14 protein-coding genes and 1 pseudogene are annotated in these 13,276 nt (G+C 68.9%); 7 read left to right on the top strand and 8 right to left on the bottom strand.

Annotation, left to right across the window (positions count from 1 at the left end; genetic code table 11):
- Positions 1-540: 540 nt before the first annotated feature.
- Positions 541-1,023 (bottom strand): GNAT family N-acetyltransferase, encoded by a 483-nt coding sequence (locus ACGFYU_RS37630; RefSeq protein WP_393831806.1) that lies wholly within the window; start codon positions 1,021-1,023, stop codon positions 541-543.
- 286 nt (positions 1,024-1,309) lie between these two features.
- On the opposite strand from ACGFYU_RS37630, the gene ACGFYU_RS37625 reads away from it, so the two are divergent.
- Positions 1,310-2,593: an RNA-guided endonuclease InsQ/TnpB family protein gene (locus ACGFYU_RS37625; protein WP_393831805.1), complete on the top strand. Its 1,284-nt coding sequence runs from the start codon at positions 1,310-1,312 to the stop codon at positions 2,591-2,593.
- 33 nt (positions 2,594-2,626) lie between these two features.
- Here ACGFYU_RS37625 and glmS read toward each other — a convergent pair whose 3' ends face one another.
- The 3 genes from glmS to ACGFYU_RS37610 all read right to left on the bottom strand — a co-directional run bounded on the left by glmS (position 2,627) and on the right by ACGFYU_RS37610 (position 5,751).
- Positions 2,627-4,444, bottom strand: coding sequence for a glutamine--fructose-6-phosphate transaminase (isomerizing) (glmS, locus tag ACGFYU_RS37620; protein WP_393831804.1), 1,818 nt, complete (start codon positions 4,442-4,444; stop codon positions 2,627-2,629).
- 34 nt (positions 4,445-4,478) lie between these two features.
- On the bottom strand, positions 4,479-4,754 hold the full coding sequence (locus ACGFYU_RS37615) for a hypothetical protein (protein WP_215020422.1): 276 nt from the start codon (positions 4,752-4,754) through the stop codon (positions 4,479-4,481).
- A 97-nt stretch (positions 4,755-4,851) separates the two neighbouring features.
- Positions 4,852-5,751 (bottom strand): DUF4429 domain-containing protein, encoded by a 900-nt coding sequence (locus tag ACGFYU_RS37610; protein ID WP_393831803.1) that lies wholly within the window; start codon positions 5,749-5,751, stop codon positions 4,852-4,854.
- A gap of 90 nt (positions 5,752-5,841) precedes the next feature.
- On the opposite strand from ACGFYU_RS37610, the gene ACGFYU_RS37605 reads away from it, so the two are divergent.
- The gene (locus ACGFYU_RS37605; protein WP_393831802.1) at positions 5,842-7,425 is read left to right on the top strand and encodes a beta-N-acetylhexosaminidase; all 1,584 of its coding nucleotides are present in this window, start codon (positions 5,842-5,844) and stop codon (positions 7,423-7,425) included.
- Between the two features lie 60 nt (positions 7,426-7,485).
- A complete protein-coding gene (locus ACGFYU_RS37600; protein ID WP_393831801.1) occupies positions 7,486-7,974 on the top strand; it encodes a hypothetical protein in 489 nt (162 codons plus the stop codon).
- A 73-nt stretch (positions 7,975-8,047) separates the two neighbouring features.
- Here the strand turns inward: ACGFYU_RS37600 and ACGFYU_RS37595 are convergent.
- Positions 8,048-8,260 (bottom strand): annotated as a pseudogene (locus ACGFYU_RS37595) (response regulator transcription factor); the annotation flags it as partial.
- Between the two features lie 150 nt (positions 8,261-8,410).
- Here ACGFYU_RS37595 and ACGFYU_RS37590 point away from each other — a divergent pair.
- From ACGFYU_RS37590 to ACGFYU_RS37575, 4 genes are all read left to right on the top strand, one after another.
- On the top strand, positions 8,411-8,812 hold the full coding sequence (locus tag ACGFYU_RS37590) for a hypothetical protein (RefSeq protein WP_393831800.1): 402 nt from the start codon (positions 8,411-8,413) through the stop codon (positions 8,810-8,812).
- Positions 8,809-9,141 carry a hypothetical protein gene (locus ACGFYU_RS37585; protein WP_393831799.1) on the top strand — a complete coding sequence of 111 codons (333 nt, stop codon included), beginning with the start codon at positions 8,809-8,811 and terminating at the stop codon, positions 9,139-9,141. Before ACGFYU_RS37590 ends, ACGFYU_RS37585 begins: the two co-directional genes overlap by 4 nt.
- 113 nt (positions 9,142-9,254) lie before the next feature.
- Positions 9,255-10,259 carry a hypothetical protein gene (locus ACGFYU_RS37580; RefSeq protein ID WP_393831798.1) on the top strand — a complete coding sequence of 335 codons (1,005 nt, stop codon included), beginning with the start codon at positions 9,255-9,257 and terminating at the stop codon, positions 10,257-10,259.
- Positions 10,256-10,822, top strand: a complete 567-nt coding sequence (locus ACGFYU_RS37575) for a hypothetical protein (protein WP_393831797.1) — start codon at positions 10,256-10,258, stop codon at positions 10,820-10,822. Before ACGFYU_RS37580 ends, ACGFYU_RS37575 begins: the two co-directional genes overlap by 4 nt.
- A gap of 8 nt (positions 10,823-10,830) precedes the next feature.
- On the opposite strand, the gene ACGFYU_RS37570 is transcribed toward ACGFYU_RS37575, so the two are convergent.
- Genes ACGFYU_RS37570 through ACGFYU_RS37560 form a run of 3 tightly spaced genes read right to left on the bottom strand, consistent with a single transcriptional unit; the run spans position 10,831 to position 12,958 of the window.
- A complete protein-coding gene (locus tag ACGFYU_RS37570; protein WP_393831796.1) occupies positions 10,831-11,832 on the bottom strand; it encodes a BtrH N-terminal domain-containing protein in 1,002 nt (333 codons plus the stop codon).
- A gap of 53 nt (positions 11,833-11,885) precedes the next feature.
- Positions 11,886-12,083, bottom strand: a complete 198-nt coding sequence (locus ACGFYU_RS37565) for a DUF397 domain-containing protein (RefSeq protein ID WP_393831795.1) — start codon at positions 12,081-12,083, stop codon at positions 11,886-11,888.
- On the bottom strand, positions 12,080-12,958 hold the full coding sequence (locus ACGFYU_RS37560; RefSeq protein WP_393831794.1) for a DUF5753 domain-containing protein: 879 nt from the start codon (positions 12,956-12,958) through the stop codon (positions 12,080-12,082). Before ACGFYU_RS37560 ends, ACGFYU_RS37565 begins: the two co-directional genes overlap by 4 nt.
- Between the last annotated feature and the right edge of the window lie 318 nt (positions 12,959-13,276).

Here is a 13,276-nt window from a genome sequence, read left to right as displayed (position 1 = left end):
CTGCTGAGTTCCAGCCGGGCCCACCACCCCGCCCCTACACTCCGAGCGAACCCTTCGACCAGGCCAGATAGCGAACCGCCACTGGAGTACTAGCGGGAGGAATCCTCAGAACCTGTTGATCGGCTCGGGAGGGCGTACCTTCCCGGATGGTTGATCGATAGGTCGCCGAGCAAGCGGGACGACGACGGTCGGCGATCGGTGGCCCGCAACGGCTACGACCAACCCCATCGAGTCGGCCTTCGCCGCAGTCCGGCTCCGCGCCAGAGTCACCAAGAGCGCCGACTCCTGCTCTGTCGGCCTGGCGATGGTGCTCCAGCTTGTCGAGTCCGCCCAGACCCCCGCGCTGGAGCCCGCTTCGAGCGCGGCCAGCTCGGTGAGCCCCAGGCGGCGGCATGACCGGGGCTCTCGCTGTTCTGGTCAACGGGCTGCCCGGCGTATGGAAGGCAGCCCTGACCCGCACCCCGTCCCGACATCTGGGCCTACCGCTGTTCAGCAAGGATATTGGTCACCTGAGTAGGCGCCGCCGATCGGTTCTTGCCATTACAGGTTCTTGCGCATGGACATTGACGACACTTCGTACCCGCTGTGGCGATACATTGAGATGGCCGCCTCATTGGCTCCGACGACATTCAAGGCGAGCGCTGTCTTGCCCTCGCGAGCGACGAGCTCCTCGGCGGCGGTGAGGATGGCGGATCCATATCCACGGCGTCGGAACGGCTCGAAAACGTTGATGTCGTACAGCCACGCGGAGTTAGTGGTGCCCGATGCCTGGCCCGGATCCGGACCGATCCACGCGTTACCCACCACCTCGCCTGATCCGTTCTCCGCCATCACGAGATGATGACCAGCCGTGTCGGGTCCGTCAGGGAGGAATTTGGCGGTACCGTGTCGGACCCGTTCTCGCGCCAGCTCTTCCGGCATGAACTTGCTGAGCACATGAGCCGACTCGGCTTCACGATGCTCAGTCGCCGCGCGATACTCCGCCGGCGTCATCTTCCGCAAGGTCACCTGCTGCATGTCCATTCCGCCATCTTCAATATCCCGCCTGGGGCAGCGCTACTGGTTTCCAAGCCCGAAAGCTCTCGTCACTTCGCTCAGCCGCGACATCAACGACTCGGTCCAGGTTTCGGTAATTGCTCTGCTATGCGTACTGGACCGGGCTCCACGAGCGTGTCGGATGGGTGCTGGTGAACAACCTCAGCCGGTGTTCCGCTGCGAAAGAGGAAACACAGCGCGTGCGAAAGTGCACTTTCTATCATTTTGCGCATCTTGGGCTGTTGTGGCGTAGGGCATCGGCAAGATGGGCGGCGTGAAGGCAGACGCGGGGCGGAAGTATCGTGCCTACCCCACCGACGTCCAGGACCAGGTCCTGACCCGGTGGGGGCATACGGCGCGCGCTCTGTGGAATGTGGCCCTGGAACAGCGCGTATACCTGTGGGAACAGCGTCGGCTCACCCTGCGTTCGGTTGAGCAGTGCAAGTTCCTAACGGCGGCTCGTGCAGATCTTGACTGGATCGGTGACCTGCCTGCGCAGACTGGACAGCAGATTCTGCGCCACTTGGACCAGGCGTACGACAATTTCTGGAACCCAAGCCACCCCGCCGGGTTTCCGTCAAGGAAGAAGCGTGGCCACCGGTTATCGGTCTCGTTCCCCGGCCAGGCGGTCGAGGTCCGCCAGCTGAACCGCAAGTGGGCCGAGGTACGCCTGCCAAAACTCGGCTGGCTGAGGTTCAGGCTGTCACGCGCCCTCGGGGGGACGATCCGCAACGCCACCGTCTCACGGGGCGGTAACGGCTGGCACGTCTCCTTCGGTGTCCACACCGGCCGCAAGCCGGCCGCACCGAACGGAAAGCCCGCGTGTGGCGTCGACTTCGGCGTCACCGCGTCCGCGTACGTGTCCACCGAGACCGCACCCCGCCTTATGTCGCCCACGCTCACCACGAATGAGGAGAAGCGACTCAAGGTGCTGGAGCGGCGCAAGGCGCGCCAGATCACCTACGCCAAGAAACACAACGCAGGAAAGTACGGGAATCGCCTGCGTAAGACCATTGCCCAGATCGCGAAGCTCGCCACCCGCCGGGGGAACCGACGGCGGGACTTCACGCACAAACTCACCACCGGCCTTGCCAAAAACCACGGCCTGATCGGCATCGAGGACCTGCGCGTGAAGAACATGACCGCGTCCGCGAAGGGCACTACCAAAGTGCCGGGTAAGCAGGTCCGGCAGAAGGCCGGACTGAACCGGGCCATCCTTGACAACACTCCGGGGGAGCGACGGCGACAGCTTGAGTACAAGGCCCGCATGTACGGGTCTGCACTCGTCGCCGTGCCGCCGTTCCACACGTCCCAGACCTGCGCCGCCTGTGGCCTGGTCGATCCCGAATCCCGTATGGGATGCGGTCGGCTGTTCGCGTGTACCCGCTGCGGGTACGAGGACGATGCCGACCGCAATGCCTCGGTGGAGATCGAGGCCCGAGCCCGCCGGACGGGTGGCTCGGACATCAACAGCACGCGCAGCATCCCCAGGGTGCGAGTCCAGGCCACCGGCCGGAGGCGGATGCGTGAAGCCCCGAAGCCCGCTCACGCGACCTGAAGGGAATCCCCGCGCTGAGCGCGGGGAGAATCGTCACTCGACGGTGACCGACTTCGCCAGGTTGCGCGGCTTGTCGATGTCACGGCCCATGGCCAGCGCCGTGTGGTACGCGAAGAGCTGGAGCGGGATGCCCATCAGGATCGGGTCCAGCTCGTCCTCGTTCTTCGGGACGATGATGGTGTGGTCGGCCTTCTCCTGCTCGCGGTGGGCGACCGCGAGGATCCGGCCGCTGCGGGCCTTGATCTCCTCCAGCGCCGCGCGGTTCTTCTCCAGCAGGTCGTCGTCCGGGACGATCGCGACCGTCGGCAGCGAGGGCTCGATGAGCGCGAGCGGGCCGTGCTTGAGCTCGGAGGCCGGGTAGGCCTCGGCGTGGATGTAGGAGATCTCCTTGAGCTTGAGGGAGGCCTCCAGCGCCACCGGGTAGCCCCGCACACGGCCGATGAACATCATCGACTTGGCCTCGGCGTACTCGGCCGCCAGCTTCTTGATGTCCTCCTCGCCCTTGAGGATCTCCTCGATCTGGGCGGGCAGCCGGCGCAGGCCCTCGATGATCCGCTTGCCGTCGGTGACCGACAGGTCGCGGATGCGGCCCAGGTGCACGGCCAGCAGCGCGAAGGCCACGACCGTGTTGGTGAAGCACTTGGTGGAGACGACGCAGACCTCGGGACCGGCGTGCACGTACACGCCGCCGTCGGCCTCGCGGGCGATGGCGGAGCCGACCACGTTGACCACGCCGAGGACGCGGGCGCCCTTGCGCTTGAGCTCCTGCACCGCCGCGAGCACGTCGTACGTCTCACCGGACTGCGAGACCGCGATGTAGAGGGTGTCGGGGTCCACGACCGGGTTGCGGTAGCGGAACTCGGAGGCCGGCTCGGCGTCGGCGGGGATGCGGGCCATGCCCTCGATGAGGCCGGCGCCGATCATGCCCGCGTGGTACGAGGTGCCGCAGCCGAGGATCTTGACGCGGCGGATGCCGCGCGCCTCGCGCGGGTCCAGGTTCAGGCCGCCCAGGTGCACGGTGGAGAAGCGGTCGTCGATGCGGCCGCGCAGCACGCGGTCGACCGCGTCGGGCTGCTCGGAGATCTCCTTGTGCATGTAGGTGTCGTGGCCGCCCATGTCGTAGGAGGCGGCCTCCCACTCCACGGTCTCCGGGGTGGCGGTGGTGGTGGCACCGCTGGTGGTGTAGGTGCGGAAGTCGTCGGCCTTCAGGGTGGCCATCTCGCCGTCGTCGAGGGTGACGACCTGGCGGGTGTGGGCGACCAGCGCGGCGACGTCCGAGGCGACGAACATCTCCTTCTCGCCGATGCCGAGCACGACGGGGGAGCCGTTGCGGGCGACGACGATGCGGTCGGCGAAGTCGGCGTGCATGACGGCGATGCCGTAGGTGCCCTCGATCACCTGGACCGCCTCGCGGACCTTGCCCTCCAGGGTGTCGGCCTCGGAGCGGGCGATCAGGTGGACGATGACCTCGGTGTCGGTCTCGGACACGAAGACGACGCCGTCGGCCTCGAGCTTGGCGCGCAGCTCGGAGGCGTTGTCGACGATGCCGTTGTGGACGACCGCGACCTTGTTCTCGGCGTCGAGGTGCGGGTGCGAGTTGATGTCGCTCGGGGCGCCGTGCGTGGCCCAGCGGGTGTGGGCGATGCCGGTGGTGCCGGCGAAGCGCTTGGGGACGCGGGACTCCAGGTCACGGACCCGGCCCTTGGCCTTGACCACCTTGAGGGCGGCGGCCTTCGGGCTGTTCACGACGATGCCCGCGGAGTCGTATCCGCGGTATTCGAGTCGCTGCAGACCCTCCAGCAGCAGCGGTGCCACGTCACGCTTACCGATGTAACCGACGATTCCGCACATAAAAGTGTTACCCCTCCTGAAGTTCCGGTGGCTCTCAGCCGTAGACGATGCGACGCAGCTGCCGGAGCGAGAGCTCCGGGGGCGCCACGGCGCGGTGCGGCAGTTCCGCCGCGATCCGCTCGAAGATCTCCGCGTTCACGGCGCCGCCCGACTGCAGTTCGCGATGGCGGCGGCGGACGAAGTCCTCGGTCGTCTCGTCGAAGTACGCGAGCACGTCGAGCACCACCCGGGCTGCCTCGCCCCGCTGGAGCGAGGTGCTGCGCACCAGGTGTTCGACAAGATCGTCATGCGATGGGCGGCGGTCGAGCACCCGTAGATACTGACGGGTCAAGCCGCCGAACGCAAAGATCCTGCCCGAATCCGGGCAGGATCTTCCTGGTCTGGACCAGAGGAATGGGGGGTTCCGGTCAGAATCGGGACAAAATGACCTGCTTCGCCGCCGTGAACTCCTCGGCGGTCAGGACCCCCGCCTGGTGCAGTTCGCCCAGCTCGCGCAGCCGCCGCAGCAGGACGTCGTGGTCCTCGCCGGAGGCGCCGGAGGCGGGCGTCGCCGACGGCGCGAGCTCCGCGGGCCGTGCGGCCCCGTCGGCCGGAGCCTCCCGCCGCGCCGCCGGGTGGGGCATCCGTACGGCCACGGCCGCCGCGACCAGTGCCATCAGCGGGTCCTTCTTGAAGCCGAACAACTCCACCGTGTACGGGTCGTACTTGGGCGCCGGGGCCGGCGGGGCGCCGGCCAGGGTGAAGCGCAGCCAGCCGTTGTCCAGGCCCTTCGAGGGGGACCACTCCACCGCCCGCAGGTCGGCGACCCGGAACTCGCGCGGCCCGCCGGAGGCCTTGGCCTCCTCTGTCGTCCAGTTCCAGTCCAGGGCGAGGCGGTCCCCGTCGAAGGCCACCGTCCCGTCGCCCGCGCCCACCGAGATCGGGACCGCCGGACCCGGGAGGAGGTACGCCTCCGAAGGGCCCGGGTCCACCTGGTCCAGCAGCAGCGCGTTCCGTACCTCGTCCACGAAGTACTCCGCGACCCCGGACCGGTCCGCCTCCACCTTCAGCCGGTACGGGTCCGAGGACTCCGGCAGCCGTCCGCCCGTCACCTGGAGCAGCGGGTCGGCGCCGTCGCGCAGCCTGAGGCGCAGCCGGCCCGCCTTGCGGCCCGGTTCGTAGGAGATCCCCGCGAGCGCGCGCAGCGGCACGACCACCTCGCCCAGGGTCTGCCGCAGCAGACCGACCTCCTTGTCGCGGCCCGGCACGATGCGCACCGCGTCGCCGTCGAACGTCCAGGTTCCGTCCTTCTGGATGATTTCCGCCATTCGGCGATTCTCGCACCGGCCGAGGCGGTCCAGTTGGTCCATACCGGGGCGCTTGACTTGCCTCGGCCGGTTCCAGGCAAGGAGATTGAGATGAGAGTCCTGCGACAGACGCTCGGCGCCCTCCTCGTGCTCGGTGCGGTCGCCTCCTGCACCGCCGCCCGCGGTGACGACGCCCGGCCCGGGGATACCCCCCGCGCCGCCCTCGCCCCCTTCGAACGGCTCCTGCCGGCTCCGGCCTCCGCACGCGCCGAAGGCCGCGGCTACGCCTTCGGGGCGGGCACGGTCATTCGTACCGGCCCGGGACCCGACGAGGAGGTCCGGCGGGTCGGGGAGCTCCTCGCGGAACAGCTGCGCGCCCCGAGCGGGCTGTCGCTGCCGGTGGTCGACGGGGCCGAGGGGGACGGGATCCGACTCCGGATCGACGAGGAGGCCGAGGGGACCGGGGACGAGGGGTACCGGCTGGAGTCCGGCCCGAGCGGGGTCACCCTCACCGCGCGGACCCCTGCGGGACTGTTCCACGCGGGCCAGACCCTGCGGCAACTGGTGCCCGTGGCGGGTCCGGGGACGGTGCCGGGCGGGACGGTCACCGACCGGCCGCGCTTCGCGTACCGGGGGGCGATGGTCGACGTCGCGCGGCACTTCTTCACGGTGGAGCAGGTCAAGAGGTACGTGGACCAGCTCGCCCAGTACAAGGTCAACGCGCTGCACCTGCACCTCACCGACGACCAGGGGTGGCGCCTGGCCGTGGACTCCTGGCCGCGGCTGGCCTCGTACGGGGGCGGCAGCGAGGTCGGCGGCGGACCGGGTGGGTACTGGACCAAGGAGCAGTACCGGGAGCTGGTGGCCTACGCGGCGGACCGGTACGTGGACGTGGTCCCGGAGATCGACATGCCGGGCCACGTGAACGCGGCGCTCGCCTCCTACGCGGAACTGAACTGCGACGGGAAGGCCCCGGCCCGCTACACCGGCATCAAGGTCGGCTTCAGCTCGCTGTGCGTCGGCAAGGAGCGGACGTACGAGTTCATCGACGAGGTGCTCGGCGAGCTGGCGGAGCTGACGCCCGGCCGCTACCTCCACATCGGCGGCGACGAGGCGCACTCCACCCCGGCGGCGGACTACGCGGCCTTCATGGACCGGGCCCAGGCGGTGGTGGGCCGGCACGGGAAGACGGTGGTCGCCTGGCACCAGCTGTCGTCGGCGCGGCCGGCGGCGGACGCGGTGCTCCAGTACTGGGGCCACGACCGGACGGCGGCCGCGGAGAAGGCGGCGGTGGCGAAGGCCGCGAAGGCCGGGCACCCGCTGATCCTTTCCCCCGCGGACCGGCTGTATCTGGACATGAAATACGACAAGGCGACGAAGCCGGGGCTGGCCTGGGCGGGCTACGTCCCGGTGCGGCGCGCGTACTCCTGGGACCCGGGTGCCTACCTCTCCGGCGTCCCGGAATCCGCGGTCCTGGGCCTGGAAGCCCCGCTGTGGACGGAGACGATCGCGAACCGGGGCGACTGGGAGCTGATGGCATTCCCGCGGGTCCTGGGCCTGGCGGAGCTCGGCTGGTCCCCGGCGCGGGCGCTCGGCTGGCAGGCGTACCGGGAGCGGCTGGCCGCGCAGGGGCCCCGGCTGGACGCGCAGGATGTCGCCTACTTCCGGGACCTGGAGGTGCCGTGGCAGCGCTAACTAGAGAACTTTTCTAGAAATCGCCTCCACAACTGCCCGTCTGCGTCCCACACTTGAAGTATGACGGGTGGCGAAGAGTACTTCTTCCAGAGGATCCACGAGGACGTCTTCCGGCGGGCGTGCGCCGAAGTGCGCTCCCGGGGTGCGGTGGCGGAGGAAGTCTGGGCGTTCCGGTACCCGCAGCCGGACCCGCTCGGCTCCCTGGCGTCCGTCAGCCTGCTGGGGCGCGGGACGGTGCGCGAACGGCTCGCGCACATGGGCGCCGAATGCGCGGTCTACGTCCACGAGCAGCTCGCGGCGGGCACGGGCCGGCTGCTGGTGGCGGTCACCCTGTGGCCGGGGCAGGGCCTGTCGGCCGTCCGCACGGCCTCGTACGAGCCGTACGGCCGGCCGCCGACCGAGATCGCCACGGCCGGCACGGGCCTGGAGGACCTGACCGTGCCGTGGCTCGCCGCCTGCCTGCCCGCCGGGGCGGGGGCCGTGGCCCTACGGCCGCGGCGGACCGCGGGCGTCGCCTGGTTACGGGGGTACAGGCGACGCCCGCGGTGACCGAACCGAGGGGGCGCGGTGCAGGTTTCCGCGCCCCTTCGATACGCCCGAGGCCTTGTGCCTCGCGGCGAAGTCAGGAGGTGCGCGGGGTGACCAGGCCTGACTCGTAGGCAAGGACGACGAGTTGGGCGCGGTCGCGGGCGTGGAGTTTCGTCATGGCCCGGTTGATGTGGGTCTTCGCGGTCAGTGGGCTGATCACCATGCGGTCCGCGATCTCGTCGTTGGACAGGCCTTGCGCGACCAGGATGACGGCCTCGCGCTCGCGGCCGGTTTGCCGGTTGAGGCCGGCCGGGGCTGCCCTGGGGCCAGGATCGGGAGACCCGCACAGGCGTCCCGTATGAGATCCGTATGAAGTGATCATTTCGGCGACCACGGCGAAATTGCAAGTATAGCCTGCCAGCGCCGATGTGTTCGAGTGACAGGAACGGGGGCTCGCATGTCGTTCAGCGAAGAGTGGCAGCAGCGCAAGGGCGAAGCGTTAATGCGTCTGAACAGCGCGCCCGGGTACGACCCAGGTGGGACGGGTGAGTACGGAGGCGGGCCGGGCACCGCCGACTACATCGTCCACGCCGATGACCTTGGCCGGATCGGCCATGACGCGTACCTCCTCTTCAACGGGATGGACGGTGCGGGCAAGCACGCCGCGGCCGGGAGTGAGGCCGCCGCGAGCACGCTCAAGGGCGGCGGCTTCGATGCGGGCAACGCGCTGGCCGAGCTGAACTGCGCGCCTGGGTCAGGGAGTCCTCCTCGGTCCTCGGTCATCTCGACGGCGTGCGCGGCGATGTCATCTACGACCTGGGCCAAGCCGAAAAGGATGTCAACAACTGGAACAAAATGACCGCCTACCACGGCATCGGGGCGCTCTTCACCAATATGCCGATGGTCGGGGACATGATCCAGCGAGGCGTCGACATCGGTACGACGATGCACCAGAACGAACTGAACGCTGCCGTGGACAAGGCAACCCGAGAGAAGATGGCAGACCACTTCTTCAGCGGTAGCCGCGACATGAACACGATCCTGGAATCGGCGGCCAGAGCGAAGGGCCTCACTCAGGCGGAGATGGACCGGAGCACCGGCGAGTTCGAGGGCCAGCTCCAGCCTCTGACCGAGCAGTGGTACGGCAACGGCATCAATGGCGCGGACAGGTACATGGGGCAGTACTAGTGATGAGCGGGCTGAGGCCGCGGTTCGAGGAAGCGCTCCGGCGCGGGTGCAGGACCGCCTGCCCGGTCGGTCTCGACGACGGCTCGGGATTCATCGGAAGGAAGCACCAGGGCGTGGGTAACGGGATCAGCAGCCGCAGGAGCCGAATCATCATCGCCGCGTTGGCCGGGGCCGTGCTGGTGGCGGCGGGCGTGTTCGCTTTTACACGGGGCGGGGAGGAGCCTGCACTGCAGACCAGCTTCTGCTGGGAGTCCCTCACCAAGGACGACGTGGCCCTTTTGAGCCCCAAGTCGCACAAGAGATACGAGTCGAAGGAGGACGACCTGAAGGAGCGGCCGTCGGCCGCCTGCCTCGTGTACGGCGATGACCTGAAGTACCCCGAGTTCCACCTCACGGTCCAGGGCGTCGACGAGGGCATGGGCGTGTGGCGGACAGCGGACGAAGTCGCGGCCGAGTCCCTCGTCCGCGCCCCGATCGACGGGGTGCCCGGCTGGGGCAACAGGTCCTACGCCGGGGTCCTCCTCCCGGCCTCCTGTGCGAGGGGCGTGGGCTTCAAGAGATGGCCGTACCTTCAGATCCACACTGTGGACGGCCAAGAGAAGACATGGAAGGACGAGCTGCTCCAGAAGCGCATGACGGAAGTCCTGATGACGTCCGCGGCCAACCTCACCAGGCGACTCGGGTGCGCCGAAATCCCCTACAGCGCACCCGACTGGTCACCGGGGCTCCTCACGGCCCGCCCGGTCGACCAGACGAAGGCATGCGGCCTGCCGGGCTTCGGCCCCCTCACCTCCGACGGCTTCGGTATCGAGGAGTACGTGACACCGGGGGACCTGCGCCTCTGGTCATGCGCCATCAGTGCCAAGGGGGAGCAGGGGCTGCGGAATCTCACCGCCACCCAGGACGCCACCGTGATCGCCGCCTCCCGGAGCACAGCCGTCGCCGGTGGCGGCAACGAGGCCCTGCTCACCTGTGCGGGCAAGCCCACCCTCCTCCAGCTGACGACCCCGTTCACCGACACCGCGAAGAACGGTGCGGCGGCAAAGGCCCTGCGCCCGGACGCGGAGATCTTCGCGGGATTCCGGGAAGCGTTGTCGCGCCAGGCGCACTGCCAGTGAACGGCCTGAAGCTGCGCGACAACCGCCTGGTTCTGCCGGTCGTGTTGGTGGCCGCCGTGGTCGCAGCCCTGTTCTGGCCGGTGGTGCACCCGGACCCGCTGAGCGGGAACATGTGCTGGGGTGCTCTGTCCAAGGACACGGCTGCCCGGCTGCGCACCGACGGCGGGAGCGGGCTGAATGCGGACGAGACGGGGCCGGCGCCCCGTGCGGACCGGGAACTCACGGAGCCCATCTGCTTGGTGTCGCCGAACGAGGATTCCGGTGTGTTGCTCTTCGGGCTGGGTGTCCGCAAGATGATGCCGGTCGAGCTGACCCGCCCCGACGCGAGGCCGGTCGGGGACGGGCTCACCGGCTCGGTGAGCACGCAGCGGTCGTGGGTCCGGCTGTCCGAGGAATGCGGGGCAGAGCTGGGCGGCAAGGGCAGCGCCGTTCTCCTGGAGCTGAGGATCATGTCAGCGGTGGGGCCTCAGGACGTCGTGGTGGTCCGCGCGGCCCTCTTGGACACCGCGAGGAACCTGGCCCGGAAGTACCACTGCCCGGAACCCGCCGGCACACCTCGGTAGGTCAGGGGCTACTGCATCGCCCGTACCGCCTGCCGCTCCAGGTCCAGGCAGCGGTCCACGTGCTCCGCGCACGCGTCGAAGAGCGCCCGGCGCCCCTCGGTGTCGGCGTCCGGGTCGGCGCCCTTGGCGATGGCCGCCAGATCCGACCAATGCCGGGCGGACTCCCTGAAGAGGGAGGCCGCCTCCGGGCGTTCGACGAGGTCGAGGAAGTCGGCGTACAGCGGCCTGGTCGCGCCCGGAGCGGTCCACTCCTCCTCCAGGCAGGCGTACAGCCGCCCGGTGCCGGTGCGGAAGGCTTCGGGAGAGCTGCTGAACCGGCGCTCCCAGCCCGCCTTGGTGGTGCCGTCGCGCAGTTGCGCGGCGAGCTTCTCCATCCCGGTGAAACCGAAGTTCACGTCGAACTTGTTCCCCAGGACCGGTCCGGTGAGGTGCTTGACGGTGCCGGCGATCGCCCCTGCCACATCCGGCTCTCCCTCGGCCGGCCCGGTGGGCACGATGAGCTGGTGGCGGCCCTTGCGGTGTGCGCTCCAGGCAGCCCCGAACTCCTCGCGGTCGATCCGGTACGGCGTCACGGCACCGTCCTCGATGAGCAGGTCGTCGCCGTCGTACCCGGCGATGACGACGGTGTACGGGTCGGTGCCCGTCAGCTCGGCGTCCGGGTCGGCCCCGTGCCAGGGCAGCGAGGCACGATCGACCACGCAGAAGGCGGGCTGCCCCTTGTCGAGCGCGGCACGGACCCTGCCCCAGCGGGGGTTCATCGCGCGCGTGGCCTCGTACGGAATCCCCAGGCGGCCGAGCGCGACCTGGACCCACGGTTCGGGGTGGGCCTGGGCCACGATCGTGACCATGGGGAGCCGGCCCGCGTACTCGAACACGAAGTACATGAAGCCGATCCCCCCGGCCAGGCCCGCGACGAGCTCCTCGTCGTGGACGCTGCCCAGGGCGTGCCGGATCAGGGAGGCCTCGCGGTGGCGTCCGGTGCCGAAGTCTTCGTATGCGAGCACGGTCATGCGGTCACCCTAGCCGGGGAGGCACCGGCCACTACGCCGACCGCGCTGTGTCCTCAGGCGTGTGCGGAGGTCTTCAGCGCGCCGAGGAAGGCGGCCCAGGCGGGCGCGGCGCAGCGGATGCCGGGGCGGGTGGTGTCCTTGCTGTCCCGGACAGCCCGCCCGCCGTCGGCCGTCCCGGCGACCTCGACACAGTCGCCCTGCTGGCCGGAGTATGAGGACTTGCGATACGCGCTGACGATATCTGCGGTCATGGTGCTTCTCCCGTGGTGCGCTGCGCGTTCTTGAGCAACTGCCGGATCCGGTCTGCCGTCTCGTCGGGAGACAGTGCTGTGGAGCGTAGTCGGTCGAACACGTTCACGTAGAGGGCAATATCGTCCGGCGATTCGATCACCGAGGTGTTCGGCAGGTTCTCGACGGCTACGGCCTCTACGGTCGGTTCATCGCCGAAGGAGAAACTGACGAACGGCCCTGCGACGCCTGCGGCGCGACTGGCCGATGCCGGCAGCATCTGCACGGTCACGTTGTGGCGTTCGCCAGCCTCCAGCAGGCGACTCCACTGCGGAACAGCGATGGCAGGGACGGACGCGATCGAGCTGATCGCAGGCTCCCAGATGACAGCGGCGAACTGAACTCCGCCCTGGTGAATGCGCTTCTGTCGCTCTTGGCGAACCTGCACCAACCGAGCTGCGGTTTCGGCCGGGATGAAGGTGGGGCCGGAGGTGATGACCGACTCGGCGTAATCGGCGGTTTGCAGCAGGCCCGGGATCAGCACCGGCTGCCACGAGCGGATGTAGGTCGCGTCGTTCTCCAGCGTGATGTGGTCGGCGTAGTCCGGGGTGACGGCCTCCTGGAAGTCGAGCCACCAGCCCCGCTGGTTGCCTGTCTTGGCCCAGCCCTCCAACCGGGCGCGCTCGGCGGCGTCTTGGACCCCATAACAATCCAGGAGTGTGCGTACTTCGAGCGCCGAGGCCGATGTAAGGCCGTTCTCCAGGCGGCTGACTTTCGACACCGACTTGAGGATCGCCTCCGCAGCGGTGGCCTGGTCGGCTCCCGCGGCCTCGCGATGGCGCTTCAAGGCCGCCCCGAGTCGCCGACTCCGGACTGTGGGCCTCCCACCTGCGGGCATGGCGACTCCTCTCAACATCCGTGACAGTCTGCCGGGTTGGCGTGCAACGCGGCCAGGGTGGCCCCACGAACGAGTGGATCGCAAATTTGCGTAGAGACTCCCTTGCGGACGCAGCAATTGCGGTTCTACCGTGGTTCGGTGACGTTCCGTAGGTGTGTCATCGCGGGGCGTGTCTGTGTCGTGCAGGAGAAGACCCCCGCGACTGCGCTAACAGTCCGGGGGCGATGGTGTCCCGTGGAGTGGTGTAGCTGATCTTGGCTGGGATGTGCGCCGTCCTGGTGCTCCCGCGTGCATCGGCTGTGGGTGAATACTCCTTGA

The sequence above is a fragment of the Streptomyces sp. NPDC048337 genome, assembly GCF_043201175.1.
GTDB lineage: Bacteria > Actinomycetota > Actinomycetes > Streptomycetales > Streptomycetaceae > Streptomyces.
Note: the sequence above shows the minus strand (reverse complement) of the source record. Positions and strands in the feature narration are given on the sequence as shown.

What these genes read in the sequence shown, in the direction of transcription:
- ACGFYU_RS37590 (WP_393831800.1), top strand. Translation starts at nt 8,411, where the DNA reads ATGTCGTTCAGCGAAGAGTGGCAGCAGCGCAAGGGCGAAGCGTTAATG.
- glmS (WP_393831804.1), bottom strand. Translation starts at nt 4,444, where the DNA reads ATGTGCGGAATCGTCGGTTACATCGGTAAGCGTGACGTGGCACCGCTG.
- ACGFYU_RS37610 (WP_393831803.1), bottom strand. Translation starts at nt 5,751, where the DNA reads ATGGCGGAAATCATCCAGAAGGACGGAACCTGGACGTTCGACGGCGAC.
- ACGFYU_RS37565 (WP_393831795.1), bottom strand. Translation starts at nt 12,083, where the DNA reads ATGACCGCAGATATCGTCAGCGCGTATCGCAAGTCCTCATACTCCGGC.
- ACGFYU_RS37560 (WP_393831794.1), bottom strand. Translation starts at nt 12,958, where the DNA reads ATGCCCGCAGGTGGGAGGCCCACAGTCCGGAGTCGGCGACTCGGGGCG.
- ACGFYU_RS37605 (WP_393831802.1), top strand. Translation starts at nt 5,842, where the DNA reads ATGAGAGTCCTGCGACAGACGCTCGGCGCCCTCCTCGTGCTCGGTGCG.
- ACGFYU_RS37585 (WP_393831799.1), top strand. Translation starts at nt 8,809, where the DNA reads ATGACCGCCTACCACGGCATCGGGGCGCTCTTCACCAATATGCCGATG.
- ACGFYU_RS37600 (WP_393831801.1), top strand. Translation starts at nt 7,486, where the DNA reads ATGACGGGTGGCGAAGAGTACTTCTTCCAGAGGATCCACGAGGACGTC.
- ACGFYU_RS37630 (WP_393831806.1), bottom strand. Translation starts at nt 1,023, where the DNA reads ATGGACATGCAGCAGGTGACCTTGCGGAAGATGACGCCGGCGGAGTAT.
- ACGFYU_RS37570 (WP_393831796.1), bottom strand. Translation starts at nt 11,832, where the DNA reads ATGACCGTGCTCGCATACGAAGACTTCGGCACCGGACGCCACCGCGAG.